Origin of the sequence: Acidovorax sp. 93, from assembly GCF_003633835.1 — a bacterium.
Taxonomy (GTDB): domain Bacteria; phylum Pseudomonadota; class Gammaproteobacteria; order Burkholderiales; family Burkholderiaceae_C; genus Acidovorax; species Acidovorax facilis.
Map to the genome: position 1 here is coordinate 767,501 of NZ_RBIT01000001.1, position 15,277 is coordinate 782,777.

The 15,277-nt window shown below is 62.1% G+C and carries 14 protein-coding genes and 2 rRNA genes (1 of these 16 only partly in view); 13 read left to right on the forward strand and 3 right to left on the reverse strand.

Annotated features, from left to right (window positions below):
* From C8C93_RS03475 to C8C93_RS03535, 13 genes are all read left to right on the forward strand, one after another.
* Positions 1-750: ribosomal RNA gene (locus tag C8C93_RS03475) — 23S ribosomal RNA — on the forward strand; it begins 2,129 nt to the left of the window's first position.
* Between the two features lie 154 nt (positions 751-904).
* Positions 905-1,017: ribosomal RNA gene (rrf, locus tag C8C93_RS03480) — 5S ribosomal RNA — on the forward strand.
* A gap of 87 nt (positions 1,018-1,104) precedes the next feature.
* Positions 1,105-1,857, forward strand: coding sequence for a 16S rRNA pseudouridine(516) synthase (locus tag C8C93_RS03485; protein ID WP_121505928.1), 753 nt, complete (start codon positions 1,105-1,107; stop codon positions 1,855-1,857).
* A 270-nt stretch (positions 1,858-2,127) separates the two neighbouring features.
* Positions 2,128-3,111, forward strand: a complete 984-nt coding sequence (locus tag C8C93_RS03490) for a YncE family protein (protein WP_121505929.1) — start codon at positions 2,128-2,130, stop codon at positions 3,109-3,111.
* Between the two features lie 38 nt (positions 3,112-3,149).
* On the forward strand, positions 3,150-3,941 hold the full coding sequence (locus C8C93_RS03495) for a polysaccharide deacetylase family protein (RefSeq protein WP_233559233.1): 792 nt from the start codon (positions 3,150-3,152) through the stop codon (positions 3,939-3,941).
* 83 nt (positions 3,942-4,024) lie between these two features.
* Positions 4,025-5,038, forward strand: a complete 1,014-nt coding sequence (locus tag C8C93_RS03500; RefSeq protein WP_121505930.1) for a sterol desaturase family protein — start codon at positions 4,025-4,027, stop codon at positions 5,036-5,038.
* Positions 5,039-5,076: 38 nt separating this feature from the next.
* Entirely contained in the window at positions 5,077-5,988 is a 912-nt protein-coding gene (locus tag C8C93_RS03505; RefSeq protein WP_121508641.1) for an EI24 domain-containing protein, read from the forward strand.
* Positions 5,985-6,836, forward strand: a complete 852-nt coding sequence (locus C8C93_RS03510) for a molybdopterin-binding protein (protein ID WP_121505931.1) — start codon at positions 5,985-5,987, stop codon at positions 6,834-6,836. Before C8C93_RS03505 ends, C8C93_RS03510 begins: the two co-directional genes overlap by 4 nt.
* 144 nt (positions 6,837-6,980) lie before the next feature.
* Positions 6,981-8,396, forward strand: coding sequence for a type I glutamate--ammonia ligase (glnA, locus tag C8C93_RS03515; RefSeq protein WP_121420585.1), 1,416 nt, complete (start codon positions 6,981-6,983; stop codon positions 8,394-8,396).
* A 212-nt stretch (positions 8,397-8,608) separates the two neighbouring features.
* Complete coding sequence (locus C8C93_RS03520) at positions 8,609-9,127, forward strand: hypothetical protein (protein ID WP_055397181.1); 519 nt, start codon at positions 8,609-8,611, stop codon at positions 9,125-9,127.
* 92 nt (positions 9,128-9,219) lie between these two features.
* On the forward strand, positions 9,220-10,242 hold the full coding sequence (gene glnL / locus C8C93_RS03525; RefSeq protein WP_121508642.1) for a nitrogen regulation protein NR(II): 1,023 nt from the start codon (positions 9,220-9,222) through the stop codon (positions 10,240-10,242).
* Between the two features lie 53 nt (positions 10,243-10,295).
* On the forward strand, positions 10,296-11,966 hold the full coding sequence (ntrC, locus tag C8C93_RS03530; protein ID WP_121505932.1) for a nitrogen regulation protein NR(I): 1,671 nt from the start codon (positions 10,296-10,298) through the stop codon (positions 11,964-11,966).
* A gap of 193 nt (positions 11,967-12,159) precedes the next feature.
* Entirely contained in the window at positions 12,160-13,098 is a 939-nt protein-coding gene (locus tag C8C93_RS03535) for a PA2169 family four-helix-bundle protein (RefSeq protein ID WP_055397175.1), read from the forward strand.
* Between the two features lie 220 nt (positions 13,099-13,318).
* Here the strand turns inward: C8C93_RS03535 and xth are convergent, their stop codons facing one another.
* The 3 genes from xth to C8C93_RS03550 form a co-directional block, all read right to left on the reverse strand.
* Positions 13,319-14,095 (reverse strand): exodeoxyribonuclease III, encoded by a 777-nt coding sequence (gene xth, locus C8C93_RS03540; protein WP_121505933.1) that lies wholly within the window; start codon positions 14,093-14,095, stop codon positions 13,319-13,321.
* Between the two features lie 74 nt (positions 14,096-14,169).
* Positions 14,170-14,658 (reverse strand): dihydrofolate reductase, encoded by a 489-nt coding sequence (locus tag C8C93_RS03545; RefSeq protein ID WP_121420583.1) that lies wholly within the window; start codon positions 14,656-14,658, stop codon positions 14,170-14,172.
* A 17-nt stretch (positions 14,659-14,675) separates the two neighbouring features.
* Positions 14,676-15,275 (reverse strand): DUF4337 domain-containing protein, encoded by a 600-nt coding sequence (locus C8C93_RS03550; RefSeq protein WP_055400411.1) that lies wholly within the window; start codon positions 15,273-15,275, stop codon positions 14,676-14,678.
* Positions 15,276-15,277: the final 2 nt, after the last annotated feature.

Genomic DNA, 15,277 nt, shown 5'->3' on the forward strand with positions numbered 1-15,277 from the left:
ATGGAGCCAACGTTGAAATACCACCCTGGTGTGTTTGAGGTTCTAACCTAGGTCCATTATCTGGATCGGGGACAGTGCATGGTAGGCAGTTTGACTGGGGCGGTCTCCTCCCAAAGCGTAACGGAGGAGTTCGAAGGTACGCTAGTTACGGTCGGACATCGTGACGATAGTGCAATGGCATAAGCGTGCTTAACTGCGAGACTGACAAGTCGAGCAGATGCGAAAGCAGGACATAGTGATCCGGTGGTTCTGTATGGAAGGGCCATCGCTCAACGGATAAAAGGTACTCTGGGGATAACAGGCTGATACCGCCCAAGAGTTCATATCGACGGCGGTGTTTGGCACCTCGATGTCGGCTCATCTCATCCTGGGGCTGTAGCCGGTCCCAAGGGTATGGCTGTTCGCCATTTAAAGAGGTACGTGAGCTGGGTTTAAAACGTCGTGAGACAGTTTGGTCCCTATCTTCCGTGGGCGCTGCAGATTTGAGGAAGCCTGCTCCTAGTACGAGAGGACCGGAGTGGACACACCTCTGGTGTATCGGTTGTCACGCCAGTGGCATTGCCGAGTAGCTAAGTGTGGAAGAGATAACCGCTGAAAGCATCTAAGCGGGAAACTCGTTTCAAGATGAGATCTGCCGGGGCCTTGAGCCCCCTAAAGAGTCGTTCAAGACCAGGACGTTGATAGGTCAGGTGTGGAAGCGCAGTAATGCGTTAAGCTAACTGATACTAATTGCTCGTGCGGCTTGACCCTATAACTTTGATAGCCAATATGCAAACCGTAAGGAATGTGTGAAAAGCTCAAAGATTGTTATGCCAAGTTGACGCAGTCAAAAGACACAAAAATCTGATTCCAAACTCTATGAATTCGCTGAGCTGTTCCTTGAACAGCTCAGCACCAAGTTATGCCTGATGACCATAGCAAGTTGGTACCACTCCTTCCCATCCCGAACAGGACAGTGAAACGACTTTGCGCCGATGATAGTGCGGGTTCCCGTGTGAAAGTAGGTCATCGTCAGGCTCTTACAGCCCAAATCGCCCTTCTGCTCAATCGAGTAGAAGGGCGTTTTGCTTTGTGACTCAAGAATTCTTTTTCCTGCCCCTTTCTATGCAGCTCCAGGATATTTTGTATTCCCAAGGTTTTGGCACCCGCCGTGTCTGTGCGGGGCTGGTTCAGCAGGGCTGGGTTTCTATACGCGGGTCATCATCTGATACTCAGGATTACGAGCCGTGCGTCGATGCGACTGCTGAGCTGGACCCAGAAGGCCTGCAGCTGCAGGTCCAAGGCATCAATTGGCCCTACCACGCGAAAGCCTATGTGCTGCTGCACAAGCCGGCGGGGACAGAGTGCTCTCAAAAACCCTCAACCTATCCCAGCATCTATACCTTGTTGCCAGCCCCTTTGCGGCAGCGGCCTACAAAAAGCGCGGTGCAAGGGGTGCAGGCCGTAGGACGGCTGGACCAAGACACCACCGGGTTGCTGTTGTTGAGCGATGACGGGCAGTTCATTCACCGCATGAGTTCGCCCAAGAAACATGTGCCCAAGGTTTATCAGGTCACTACCAAACACCCAGTCGATGAAAAACAGATATCGAGCTTGTTGGCGGGGGTGGTTCTGGACGATGACCCCAAGCCGGTCAAAGCGGCGGCTTGTGAGCAGACTGCGAGCCATCGGCTGGACCTCACCCTGACCGAAGGCAAGTACCATCAGGTCAAGCGCATGCTTGCTGCCGTCGGTAATCGTGTAGAGGGATTGCATCGGTCGCAGATCGGTGCTCTGGTGTTGCCCGCTGACCTGCCTCCTGGGGCATGGAAATGGCTCAGTCAGGAGGATCTGTCCTTGCTGGTTCAGTCGTCCTGAAGGGTATGGACCCGATGGTGAAGCGCTACTTTGTGCGCGATCTGGCTAAGCGAAGCGACCGTTACACCTCTGAAGAGATCCGACGATGACGAGAGCGTGGCGGCGAATGCGCTGACTTGACGAATCTATGATGAGCCCCAGTGGTTGCCAGTCGAGTGAGGTGCTCTTTTGCTCGTCGAAATTCGTTCCACATCAAGAATGTTACGTGTTCTCCCCCAAGGTATTGGTAAGTGCACAGCTACACTTCTTGGCTGTGTTGAAAGTGGTTCTGTGAAGATTTTCTCGATTGCACGCGCGTGCGCTGTCTTGGGTGGGCTGTGGATCTCAATAGGGGGGGCACTGGCTGCCGCGCCTCCACTGTTTGTGCTGAACTCCCTCGAAGCCAATGTCAGTGTTATTGACCCGGTGTCCTGGACCGAGACGGCCCGCATTCCTACGGGCAAGGAGCCGCACCATCTGTATCTCACGCCGGATGAGAAGTCGATCATTGTGGCCAATGCGTTGGGGGATACGCTGACGTTTCTGGATCCGCGCACCGCGCAGATTCAGCGCACGGTGCGGGGCATTGTGGACCCATACCACCTGCGGTTCACACCCGACATGAAGTGGTTCATCACCGCTGCCAATCGTTTGAACCATGTGGATTTTTACCGTTGGGACGGGAAGGAGTTGACCCTCGTCCAGCGGGTGGCCACCTCCCGGACTCCCAGCCATTTGTGGATCGACAGTCGCAGCACCACGGTGTATTCCACCATGCAGGATAGCGATGAGCTGGTGGCCATCGATATCGCAACGCAGACGATCAAGTGGCGCACCAAGACGGGTGCCATGCCGGCGGACGTATATGGCAGCGCGGACGACAAGCGCCTTTTTGTGGGCCTGACCGGTAGCGACAGCGTGGAGGTGTTTGACGTCTCGGGACGCGAGCCCGTGAGTATCAAGAAGATCAAAACGGGCAACGGTGCCCACGCCTTTCGCGCAGCCGGCGACGGGCGCCACCTGTATGTCAGCAACCGGGTGGCCAATTCCATCAGCAAGATCGACATGACCACCCAGCAGGTTGTCGAATCCTATCCGGTACCCGGTGGGCCGGACTGTATGGAAGTGTCGGCCGATGGCCGCTTCATCTATGTGAGTTCCCGCTGGGCGCGCAAGCTCTCTGTGGTGGATACCGAGGCCAAGAAGGTCGTGCGGCAGGTCACTGTGGGCAAGTCGCCCCATGGCGTATGGACGTTGGAACACGCGCCCCGCTGATTGGCGATGGTGTGCGGGCGTCGGCGCCTCGCAGGGGAGTGTCTCTGCGATTTTGTTTTGCTATTTATTTTGTAGCTATTAGCGTTTTTGTATCCAGCGCTAGTGCCCAAAAAGACTGTAAAAAGCCTCTCTATCTGACCTTCGATACTGGCCATATGGCCGTGGCGCCTTTGGTCGCCGACGTTCTCGCACGCCAGCAGGTACGCGTGACGTTTTTCGCCGCCAACGAACGCACCCAGGAAGGCGATGGCAGCCTGGGCGACCACTGGGCTTCCTGGTGGCACGCACGGGCCGCAGAGGGACACGAATTTGCATCCCACACCTGGGACCACACCTATTGGCGCGCGGATCTGGGATCGGCTCAGGCCCCTTCGTTCCGTGTTCGACCATCGGCCGGGCCGCGCGCTGGGCAGGATTTTGTGCTGACGGCAGCCGGTTACTGTGAGGCGATCGCTCGGGCCGCAGATCGGTTGAAGCACGTGACCGGCAAAACACCCTTGCCTTTGTTTCGCGCCCCAGGTGGAAAGACTTCGCCGCAGTTGCTTGCCAGTGCCCGCGCATGTGGGTACACGCATGTGGGGTGGTCACCGGCGGGATTCCTGGGCGATGAGTTGCCCAGTGAAAAGGCCAGCAACACCGCGCTGCTGAACAAGGCTTTGCGGGATGTGCGCAGTGGTGACATTCTGCTTGCGCACCTGGGGATCTGGTCACGCAAGGATCCCTGGGCGCCTGCCGTGCTGGAGCCGCTGATCGTTGGGCTGAAGGAGCGCGGATTCTGTTTTCGCACGTTGCGAGAGCATCCTGACTACGCGCCTTTCATGAGGCGCTGACTGCAGTGGTGGAGGCGAGGCAAATCGTGGAGGCCGTTCGGAGCAAGGGCGTGTGTGGTGAGAGATAGACGGAGCATGACGCAATGGGTTGGCTAGGCAATGGGTTTGATGCGGCTCAGCAATGGCTTTTCGAGAGCCTGTTGCAGCCAGTGATGTTTGCTATCGGTTTGGGGAACCAGCTCGAAAATGGCTACGAGGCCGCTGGATGGGTGCTGGTGGGGCTGCTGCAGCTGGTGGTGATCGCCGCAGTGATTGGCCCATTGCAGCATTGGCGGCCGGTAGAGGCTGTGACCGACCGCGCGACGATCCGCACCGACATTCTCTACACGCTGATTCACCGGCTGGGGCTGTTTCGCCTGGGTCTCTTCCTCGCGGTGGATCCGTTGATGGATTCCATCTTTGGGGCATTGCGAGTGGCTGGCATCAGCACCTTCCAGCTTGATGGCCTCTGGCCTGGGTTCACCGACGTACCCTGGGTCAGCCTGCTGCTGTACCTGGTGGTGTTCGACTTCGTGGACTACTGGATTCACCGGGGGCAGCACCACTTTGAATGGTGGTGGCGCCTGCATTCCTTGCACCACGCGCAGCGCCAGATGACCATGTGGAGCGACAACCGCAACCATCTGCTGGACGACGTGCTGCGCGACACCATCTTGGTGGTGGTGGCGCAGCTCATCGGTGTGGCACCTGGACAGTTCATCGCTATCGTGGCCATCACGCAGCTCAGCGAGAGCTTTCAGCACGCCAATGTGCGCCTGTGGTTTGGGCGCTGGGGCGAGCGGCTGTGGATCAGTCCGCGGTTTCACCGGCTGCACCACAGCATCGGAATCGGCCATGAGACCGTCAAGCCATTGTCAGGGGAGGCTGCTGCTGCGCAGGGCGCCAGATACCGCGTGGTGCTGGGCGGGCACAACTTCGGCGTATTGCTGCCCTGGTGGGACATGCTGATGCGCACGGCCAACTTTGAATTGCGTTTTGATCCCACGGGCGTGCGCGATCAGGTGGAGCCGGGGCCAGACGGGCGCTTGCGCGACTATGGCAGGGGCTTTTGGTCGCAGCAATGGCGGGGTGTTCTGAGGCTGCTGGGCAAGGCCTGAAAGACCCTCCACGCGGTCAAGAAGGTATGCTTGTCGGCATGGGACTTTTGCTTGATTCTTTCTGGCGTGCTGCGGCCTATTGCCTGCGGCCCCGCGTCATGGCCCTGTCCGTTTTGCCGTTGCTGCTGATGGTGGGGCTGGCGTTGGGGCTGGGCTATTTTTATTGGGACGGAGCCGTGCAGGGCATGCGCGCGCTGCTGGATGCCTCTCCGCTTCTGGCCAGCTTCTGGAATTGGCTGCAAGGGTGGGGGTTGGGTGATGTCACCTCCGTCGTGGCGCCCCTCATGGTGGTTTTGGCGGTGGCTCCGGCTTTGGTGGTGGTCTCGCTGCTGGTGGTCGCGGTGCTCATGACGCCCGCATTGGTGGCGTTGGTGGCGGATCGGCGTTTCCCTGTGCTGGAGCGCAAGAAGGGTGGCTCCTTCATCGCCAGCGTGGCTTGGTCGGTCAGCTCCACCGTGCTGGCATTGATCGCCTTGGTGGTGTCGGTGCCCCTGTGGCTGGTGCCACCCCTGGTGCTCATCCTGCCCCCCTTGATCTGGGGGTGGCTGACCTACCGCGTGATGGTGTTTGATGCGCTGGCTGACCATGCCAGCAAGGAAGAGCGGCAAGAGATTTTCCGCCGCCACCGCAGCAGCCTGCTGGGCATTGGCATCCTCACGGGCTACCTCGGGGCGGCGCCCAGCATCGTGTGGGCCTCGGGCGTGGTCTTTGCCGCCGCTTTTTTTATCCTGGTGCCGCTTGCGATCTGGATCTACACCCTGGTTTTTGCGTTCTCCTCACTCTGGTTCACCCACTATTGCCTGGCAGCCCTAGAGCGTTTGCGCGCCGAGGGCGGAGGGAGACCCCCCGGTGACGCGTTTACACCGGTGGCAGCAGACGCGGGGCCGCTGGCGTCCACTGCTGTTCTTCCTGCCCCCATATCTCCTGCCAACGGAGCCCCTGCACCATGACCCCATCCTTCGGCCTGATCATCGTGGGTGATGAAATCCTGTCCGGCAAGCGTACCGACAAGCACATGCCCAAGGTCATCGAACTGCTGTCAGCGCGAGGGCTTTCGCTGGCCTATGCCGACTATGTAGGCGACAACCCGGACCGCATCACGGCCACGCTGCAGCGCGCTTTTGCGTCGGGTGACGTGGTGTTTTCCTGCGGTGGCATTGGCGCAACGCCGGACGACCACACCCGCCAATGCGCCGCGCGCGCCCTGGGCCGGGACCTGGTACTACACCCCGACGCTGAGGCGCTGATCCGCGAGCGCATGCAGGACGTGGCTCAGGAGCAGGGTGTGACGTATGAGCCGGACCGTCCCGACAACGTGCACCGGCTCAACATGGGGGTGTTTCCGGCAGGTGCCCACATCATTCCCAACCCTTACAACAAGATCCCCGGGTTCAGCTGCGAGGGCGGTCGTGGAGGGGCCGTGCATTTTGTTCCTGGATTCCCTGTCATGGCCTGGCCGATGATCGAGTGGGTGCTGGACCAGCACTACGCAGCGTTGTTCAACCGCACGCCACAGACCGAGCAGTCGGTGGTGGTCTATGGGGCCATGGAAGCGGCTTTGACGCCCCTCATGGAGCGCATCGAAAAAACGCACCCGAACGTTCGGGTGTTCAGTTTGCCCAGCGTGGATCATCCACAATACGGGCGGCATATCGAACTGGGTGTCAAAGGTCCTGCTCCCCTCGTTCCCGCTGCATGGCAGGATCTGAAACGGGGTTTGCACGAATTTGGTGCAAATTGCGGCCCTGAATTGGTGCGCAGCTTGCGATGCCCTGTGTTGATAGCAGGTTTGCACTAAATTGGTGCGGTTCGGCGGGTGCTCCCTCGGCCTGCAGTCCTTAGTGCTCCTTCATAGTGCGGCGGCTGCACCCAGCTGGCACGCAAACTGCTTTTATTTCAGCAAATTCCTTTTTTCAACAAGCGCTTTATCCAGGAGAACCTGATGGCCAAGACCGTTGCAGACGTGATGAAGATGGTGAAGGAGAACGAAGTCAAGTTCGTTGACTTCCGTTTCACCGATACCCGTGGCAAGGAACAGCACGTGACCGTGCCTGTGTCCCACTTCGACGAAGACAAGTTCACGTCCGGCCATGCATTTGATGGCTCCTCGGTAGCCGGCTGGAAGGGCATTGAAGCCTCGGACATGCAACTCATGCCCGACCCCAGCACCGCCAACATCGACCCCTTCTTTGAAGAAACCACACTGTTCCTGCAGTGCGATGTGATCGAACCCGGTGACGGCAAGGCCTACGACCGCGATCCACGTTCCATCGCCAAGCGCGCTGAAGCCTACCTCAAGGCCTCCGGCCTGGGCGACACGGCGTTCTTCGGCCCAGAGCCAGAATTCTTCATCTTCGACGGCGTGCGTTGGTCCAACGAACCCGGCAAGGTCATGTTCGAGATCGAAGAGTACGAAGCCCCCTGGAACTCGGGCGCCAAGCTTGAAGGTGGCAACCGTGGTCACCGTCCCACCGTCAAGGGCGGCTACTTCCCAGTGCCTCCCGTCGACAGCACGCAAGACATGCGCGCTGAGATGTCCCTGATCCTCGAATCCCTGGGCATCCCGGTCGAAGTGTTCCACCACGAAGTGGCGGGCGCTGGCCAGAACGAAATCGGTACGCGTTTCAGCACGCTGGTCGAGCGCGCCGACTGGACGCAGGTCCTGAAGTACGTGGTCTGGAACGTGGCCAACGCCTACGGCAAGACCGCCACCTTCATGCCCAAGCCCTATGCTGGCGACAACGGCTCCGGCATGCACGTGCACCAGTCCATCTGGAAGGACGGCAAGAACCTGTTCGCTGGCGACGGCTATGCCGGCCTGAGCGACTTTGCGCTGTACTACATCGGCGGCATCATCAAGCACGCACGTGCCCTGAACGCCATCACCAACCCCGGCACCAATTCGTACAAGCGCCTGGTTCCTGGCTTTGAAGCCCCTGTGAAGCTGGCCTACTCGGCCCGCAACCGCTCGGCCTCGATCCGCATTCCTTACGTGGCTAACCCCAAGGGCCGCCGCATCGAAGCGCGTTTCCCCGATCCATCGGCCAACCCATACCTGTGCTTCTCGGCACTGATGATGGCGGGCCTGGACGGTGTGGAAAACAAGATCCATCCCGGCGAAGCCGCCACGAAGGATCTGTACCACCTGCCACCCGAGGAAGACAAGCTGGTGCCCACCGTGTGCCACAGCCTGGACCAAGCGCTCGAATATCTGGACAAGGACCGTGGTTTCCTTACCAAGGGTGGCGTCTTTACCGACTCCATGCTGGATGCCTACATCGAACTCAAGATGGGCGAAGTCACGCGTTTCCGCATGGCGCCTCACCCTGTCGAGTACGACATGTACTACTCCCTGTAATCGCCTGCCTGCAGGCCATTACCCTCAAAAAGGCGGCCCCGGCCGCCTTTTTTTATGGCGCTCAAGGAGCGGGTTTCGCTGAAACGGAACCACTGGCTGGGCCGTTGCATCCTTGTACAAAGCCCTGTGCGGGGCTGCTGGTGTTGGATTGGCGATGTGTGGCGATTGGGGGATACTCCCCGAACCCCTGCATGGCAGTGCGAGGAAACCGAATGAAGAAAACGCTCATCACCCTGTTACTGATCGCCGCGACGGCTCCCGCCGCATGGGCGCAAGACCGCATCTACCGTTGCGGCAACGAATACACCAACAACGCCCAGCAGGCCAAGGAGCGCGGCTGCAAGCTGGTTGAGGGAGGCAACGTCACCGTGGTCCAGGGCACCCGACCTGCAGGCGCCGCAACGGCAGCGCCAGCGGCGGGAACCGGGGCTGGGGCGGGCACAGCTCCCGCCGCATCTCCCCCGTCTGCACCCCGTGTCGCCACCAACGACCAGAAGGCCCGCGATGCCGATGCCCGTGCCATCCTCGAATCCGAGTTGCGCAAGGCCGAGGCGCGCCATGCCGAGCTGGTGAAGGAATACAACGGTGGCGCGCCGGAGCGCAACGCGCTCGACCTGCGCAACCCGCAGCGCTACATGGAGCGCACGGCAGAACTCAAGGCCAGCGTCGCCCGCAGCGAAAGCGATATCGCAGGCATCAAGCGCGAAATCGCCCGTCTTCCGGCCAACTGAATCTCTTTCCCTCGTTTGGCACGCGTGTGAGTTCCTCACCCTTCACAGAAGCCCCAGCCTCCGACACGGGGCGCTTTCATTCGCTGGACCTGATGTCCACCCTGGTGGCGGTGCTGCGCGCCGATGGTGCCGTGCAATTCGCCAATGCAGCGCTGGAGAACGCGCTCGGCCTCTCGCGCCGCACCCTGGAGGGCGTGGACTTCTCCACCTTCTTCACCGACCCCGCCTTGCTACAGACCGCATTGGCGGGCGCGCGGGGCAAGGACTTCGCGGCCCTGCGGTATGAAGCCAGCCTCAAGCGCCAGCACCAGGACCCGGTGCCCGTGCATGTGAGCGTGGCCGATGCGGAGCAGGTCGGCGAAATCCTGGTGGAGCTGTGGCCGCTGGAGCAGCAGGCCCGCCAGGACCGCGAGGAGCGCCTGCTGGACCAGGCCCAGGCCAACAAGGAGTTGATCCGCAACCTGGCCCACGAGATCAAGAACCCGCTGGGCGGGATTCGCGGCGCTGCGCAACTGCTGGAGATGGAGCTTGAAAGCCGCGAGCTGACCGAGTACACCCAGGTCATCATCCACGAGGCCGACCGCTTGCAAAGCCTGGTAGATCGGCTGCTGGCACCCCATCGCCATCCCCACCTGGTGGGTGACGTCAATATTCATGAGGTGTGCGAGCGCGTGCGGTCTCTGGTGCTGGTGGAGTACCCCCAGGGCCTCAAGGTGCTGCGCGACTACGACACCTCGATCCCTGAGTTCCGGGGCGACCGCGCCCAGCTCATCCAGGCGCTGCTGAACATCGTGCAGAACGCAGCCCAGGCGCTGACCGAGCGCATCGCAGAGGGTGAGGCGACGATCACACTGCGCACCCGTGTTGCGAGACAAGTAACGTTTGGTCGCCAGCGCTATCGGCTGGCACTGGAATTGCATGTCATCGACAACGGACCGGGCGTGCCCGACGCGATCAAGGAGCGGATTTTTTACCCTCTGGTGTCGGGTCGGGACGGCGGGTCAGGGCTGGGGCTCACGTTGGCGCAAACCTTCGTGCAACGCCACCACGGGTTGATCGAATGCGACAGCGCGCCGGGTCGCACCGACTTCCGTATCCTGATTCCCTTGCCTTAAAAAAACGCATGACGGTCCCTGACACGCAACCACAGGGAAGGTAAGAAAAACATATGAAGCCGATCTGGATAGTAGATGACGACCCCTCGATCCGCTTCGTCCTCGAAAAGGCGCTGGCCCGCGAGAACCTGCCTACGCGCAGCTTCACGCACCCCCGCGAAGTGCTGGACGCGCTGGCTGACATCACCCCCGGCGACCCGGCGCGGCAGGGCCCTCAGGTCCTGGTGAGCGACATTCGCATGCCTGGCGGCTCCGGCCTGCAGCTGCTGGAAAAAGTCCGCGAACTGCAGCCAGGCCTGCCCGTCATCATCATGACGGCGTACTCCGACCTGGACAGCGCCGTGTCGGCCTTCCAGCGCGGCGCGTTCGAGTACTTGCCCAAGCCATTTGACCTGCCCAAGGCGGTGGAGCTCATCCGCCGCGCGGTCGAAGAAAGCCAGCGCGAGGAAGTGACCGAAGAGCGCCAGGCCGAAGCCCCGGAGATGCTCGGCCAGGCGCCCGCCATGCAGGACGTGTTCCGCGCCATCGGCCGCTTGAGCCAAAGCCAGGTCACCGTGCTCATCACCGGCGAATCGGGCTCGGGCAAGGAGCTCGTGGCGCGCGCGCTGCACAAGCACTCGCCGGTCGCAGACGGACCCTTTGTCGCCATCAACACGGCGGCCATCCCCAAGGACCTGCTCGAATCTGAACTCTTCGGCCACGAGCGCGGCGCCTTCACCGGCGCGCAGACGCAGCGGCGGGGCCGCTTCGAGCAAGCCGAGGGCGGCACGCTGTTCCTCGATGAAATCGGCGACATGCCGTTCGATCTGCAAACGCGCCTGCTGCGCGTGCTGTCGGACGGCCAGTTCTACCGTGTGGGCGGCCATGCGGCCGTGAAGGCCCACGTGCGCGTGATTGCTGCCACCCACCAGGACCTGGAGCGGCGCGTGAAGGAGGGGGGCTTTCGCGAAGACTTGTTCCACCGCCTCAACGTCATCCGCCTGCGCCTGCCCGCGCTGCGCGAGCGGCACGAGGACGTGCCTGTGCTCACCCGCCATTTCCTGCAGCAAAGCGCGCGGCAACTGGGCGTGGAGCCCAAGCGCATTGCCGACTCGGCCATCGCACGGCTGGAGCAGTTCGCCTTTCCGGGCAATGTGCGCCAGCTGGAGAACATCTGCCACTGGCTCACGGTGATGGCGCCCGCGCAGGTCATCTCGCTGCAGGATCTGCCGCCCGAAGTGCTGGAAGCGCCCCTTTACCAACCCGCTCCCCGACCCGGCAGTGATCCGTCTGCGGCGGTAGCTGCCGTGCACGCCGTTGTGCCCCCAATGCCAACCCCTGCGCCGGCGGTGGAGCTGGTGGGAGGGCTGCCACAACCTGCCACTGTCGCCACGCAGCCCCTGGTGGGCGGTATTGCGGCCTCTGCCACCCCGGCGCTGGGCGCTACGCCCCACTGGCCCGCCGAGGCGCAGATGGCGACGGGTTCGGGCGGGATAGCTGCCACCGTTGGCACTGCGGCGACCTGGGAGCAGGCGCTGGAGACCGAGGCGCAGAAGCTGCTTGCGGGCGGCCAGCCCGAAGTGTGGGACGCCCTTACGCGGCGGTTTGAATCGCGCCTGATCCGCACCGCGCTCACCGCCACCCATGGGCGCCGCATGGAAGCCGCGCAGCGCCTGGGCATTGGCCGCAACACCATCACGCGCAAGATCCAGGAGCTGGGCCTGGATGCGCCCGATGAGGCATAAAAATAGCCTCTAGCGCTTGATGGTAAAGCGTTAGGGGCTATAAATTTTGTAGTGCTTGAGGTGGGTCTGTCTTGGCGGATGCCGGGGCAGGCACACCTCCCAATGTCCTACAAGCAGGCCCTCCTTGGGCCGACCCAGCCCTCCGGGAGTGACTTCAACAATGAAGGCACTGTCAACCAACCGGAGAGCTTCTATGTCGGATTTCAACGATGCCAACCGTGACCCTTTGACCAATGAACCGGGTTCCCATCCCGTCGGAACCGGGGTCGGTGCTGCCCTGGGCGGCGCCGCTGCGGGTGCCGCAGCAGGCGCCTTTGGCGGCCCGGTCGGCGCAGCCATTGGCGGCGTGGCCGGTGCGGTAGCCGGCGGCCTGGCGGGCAAGGCCGCCGCCGAGGCTGTCAACCCCACCGAGGAAGATGCCTACTGGCGCGAAAGCTTCCACCGCGAGCCTTATTACGTGGGTGGCCGCACCTACGAACAATACCGCCCTGCCTACGAACTGGGCTGGTCGTCGGTGGGCCGCTATGAAGGCGATTTTGAGGCGGTGGAACCCCGGCTGGCCGATGACTGGCGGGCGCGCCATTCGGACGGCCTGGCCTGGACGGATGCCCGCCCCGCCGCCCGCGCCGCCTGGGAACGGGTCTCGCGCTCCAGCCTGAACGACGACCGCCCCATGGATGTCGTGGACAACGAAGACGTGGTGGATGTGCTCAACGACCTGCTGGAGTCGTCCCGCGATGGCGAATACGGCTTCACCGCCTGCGCCGAGCATGCCGACTCTGCCCAGCTCAAGAGCGTGTTCCAGCGCCATGCGCGCGAATGTGCGGCCGCCGCTGTCGAGCTGGAGCACGAGGTGCGTCGCCTGGGGGGCGAGCCTGCTTCAGGCGGCACCGTGGCTGGCGCGCTGCACCGCGGCTGGGTGTCGGTGAAATCCGCCCTGTCGGTGCACGACGACAAGGCCGTGCTGCAGGAATGCGAACGCGGCGAAGATGCTGCCGTGGCCCGTTACCGCAAGGCCCTGAAGGCCACCCTGCCGCTGGATGTGCGGGCCCTGGTAGAGCGCCAGTCGCAGGGCGCGCAGCGCAACCACGATGAAGTACGTGGCCTGCGCGACACGTTCGCCAATAGCTGATAGGGCACAGCTTGCGCGCTGGGGTTTCGTTCAGGGGCTCACGGCGCGTCGCAAGTCATAGGCCATAGGCCATAGGCCATAGGCCATAGGGATTTTTTGGGCGCAGCTTTCTTGCGCGCCGATTCCCCAATAACAAAAGGCTGCAAGGATTTTCCTTGCAGCCTTTTGTGTATGCCGGGCGTCCGCTTGTTGCCGCACGGCCTGCGTCGTCAAGGGGTTGTTACGTCATGGTGAGCACCACGGGCGCGTGGTCGCTGGGTTGTGGGTTCTTGCGGGGGGCGCGGTCTACCGTGCAGGCGGTCACACTCACACGCAGTGCATCGCTCACCAGAATGTGGTCAATGCGCAGCCCCCGGTTCTTCTGAAACCCAAGCATGCGGTAGTCCCACCATGAGTAGCTTTTCTCGGGCTGCTCGAACATGCGGAAGGTGTCTGTCAGGCCCAGGGCAATCAGGTCCTGGAAATGCTGGCGCTCTTCCACCGTGTGGTGGATGGTGTCTTTGAGCCCCACCGGGTCGAACGAATCGCGGTCTTCGGGCGCTACGTTGAAGTCACCCAGCAGCGCCAGGCGCGGGTGGGCCAGCAGCTCTTCACGCAGCCAGCGGTGCAGCGCCGCAAGCCACAGCATCTTGTAGGCAAACTTCTCCGATCCCGGGGCCTGGCCGTTCACGAAGTAGCAGTTCACCAGGCGCAGTTCCCCGTCGGGCGTGTCCAGCGTGGCGGCAATGACGCGGGCCTGCTCGTCCGTGTGCCCGGGGATGTTGCGCACCACGTCGCGCATGGCGTGGCGGCTCAGGATAGCGACGCCGTTGTAGGTCTTCTGGCCAAAGGTCACGGCCTCATAGCCTGCCTCCTTGAACGCGTCGTGCGGAAACTTGTCGTCAGTGAGCTTGAGCTCTTGCAGGCACAGCGCATCGACCGGGTTGGCCGCGAGCCAGGCCAGCACCTGGGGCAGGCGGACGGTGAGGGAGTTGACATTCCAGGTGGCGATTTGCATGTTTTTTGCCTCCAGCGCTTGATGGGTAAGCGCTAAGTGCTATCAATTGATGAGCTTTGCGTTCCGGAGCCGTGTCAACCTGCGCGCACGTAGGTCACAAAGCTGAACGGCAGCCCCTTGGTGCTGACGTGGCGGCTGCGTGCGGATTCTGTCCATGGCGCACCCAGCGTGGGCGCGTAGGCATCCCCGTCGAATTCCTGGTCGATCTCGGTCACTTCCAGGCGGTCGGCCAGGGGCAGGGCCTCGGCGTAGATCTGCGCGCCGCCGATCACCCACACCGTCTGATCGGCAGGTGCCTGCTGCAGCGCATCCTGCAGGCTGGTGGCGCGCACGGCGCCCTCGGCCTGCCAGTCGCCCTGGCGCGTGACCACGATGTTGGTGCGGCCGGGCAGGGGGCGAAAACGCGGGGGCAATGAGTCCCAAGTCTTGCGGCCCATGATGACGGCGCAGCCCTGCGTGAGTTGCTTGAAGTGCGCCATGTCCTCCGGGATGTGCCATGGGATGGTGTTGTCCTTGCCAATGACGCCATTGGCGGCGCGGGCGTAGATGAGGTGCAGGGGCATGGTGGGGCCTCCTTGTTTCAGATATGCAAGGCGGCGAGGGCGCCCACGCCCAGGCCTACGGCAGCCACGCCGTACATGCCGTACTCCAGCCATTTTTTCTTGGTCAGCAACGCAATGGCGGCCAGGGCGATCGCCACCTGCAGCGCCGTGGTGGCCTGTGCCCAGCGGTGGTGCTGGTGCATCTGGGCCTCGCTCTTGCGGTCGAACTCATGGGCGTCGGCTTCGAGCTTCTCGGCCACCACCTTGATCTCGTTTTTCTCGGCCTCGTAGCGCTCCACCTTGGTCTGGTAGCCTGCCTTGCGGTCGTCGGGCGCCAGGTCGCGGGCCAGCTCGGCAAGGGATTGCTTGGTGCTCTTGGACTGGAAGTAATTCCACTGGTTGGATGCTTCGGTCTTCTTGATGGCTGCGTCGTTCTTGAGCAGGCCGGCATTGGCTTGCGTGGCGCCGCCCATGTAGGCAAAGATGGCACCCACCGTGGCCACGATGGCGGTGAACATGGCGATCTTGTTCATCGACGAGTTGCTGTCGGTGCCGTGCGCTGCAGCGTGGTCGCCGTGGGTGGCATGCTCCACTGCGTGGTCGTGGGGGCCGTGTACGTGAAATCCGCCGGAAGACATGG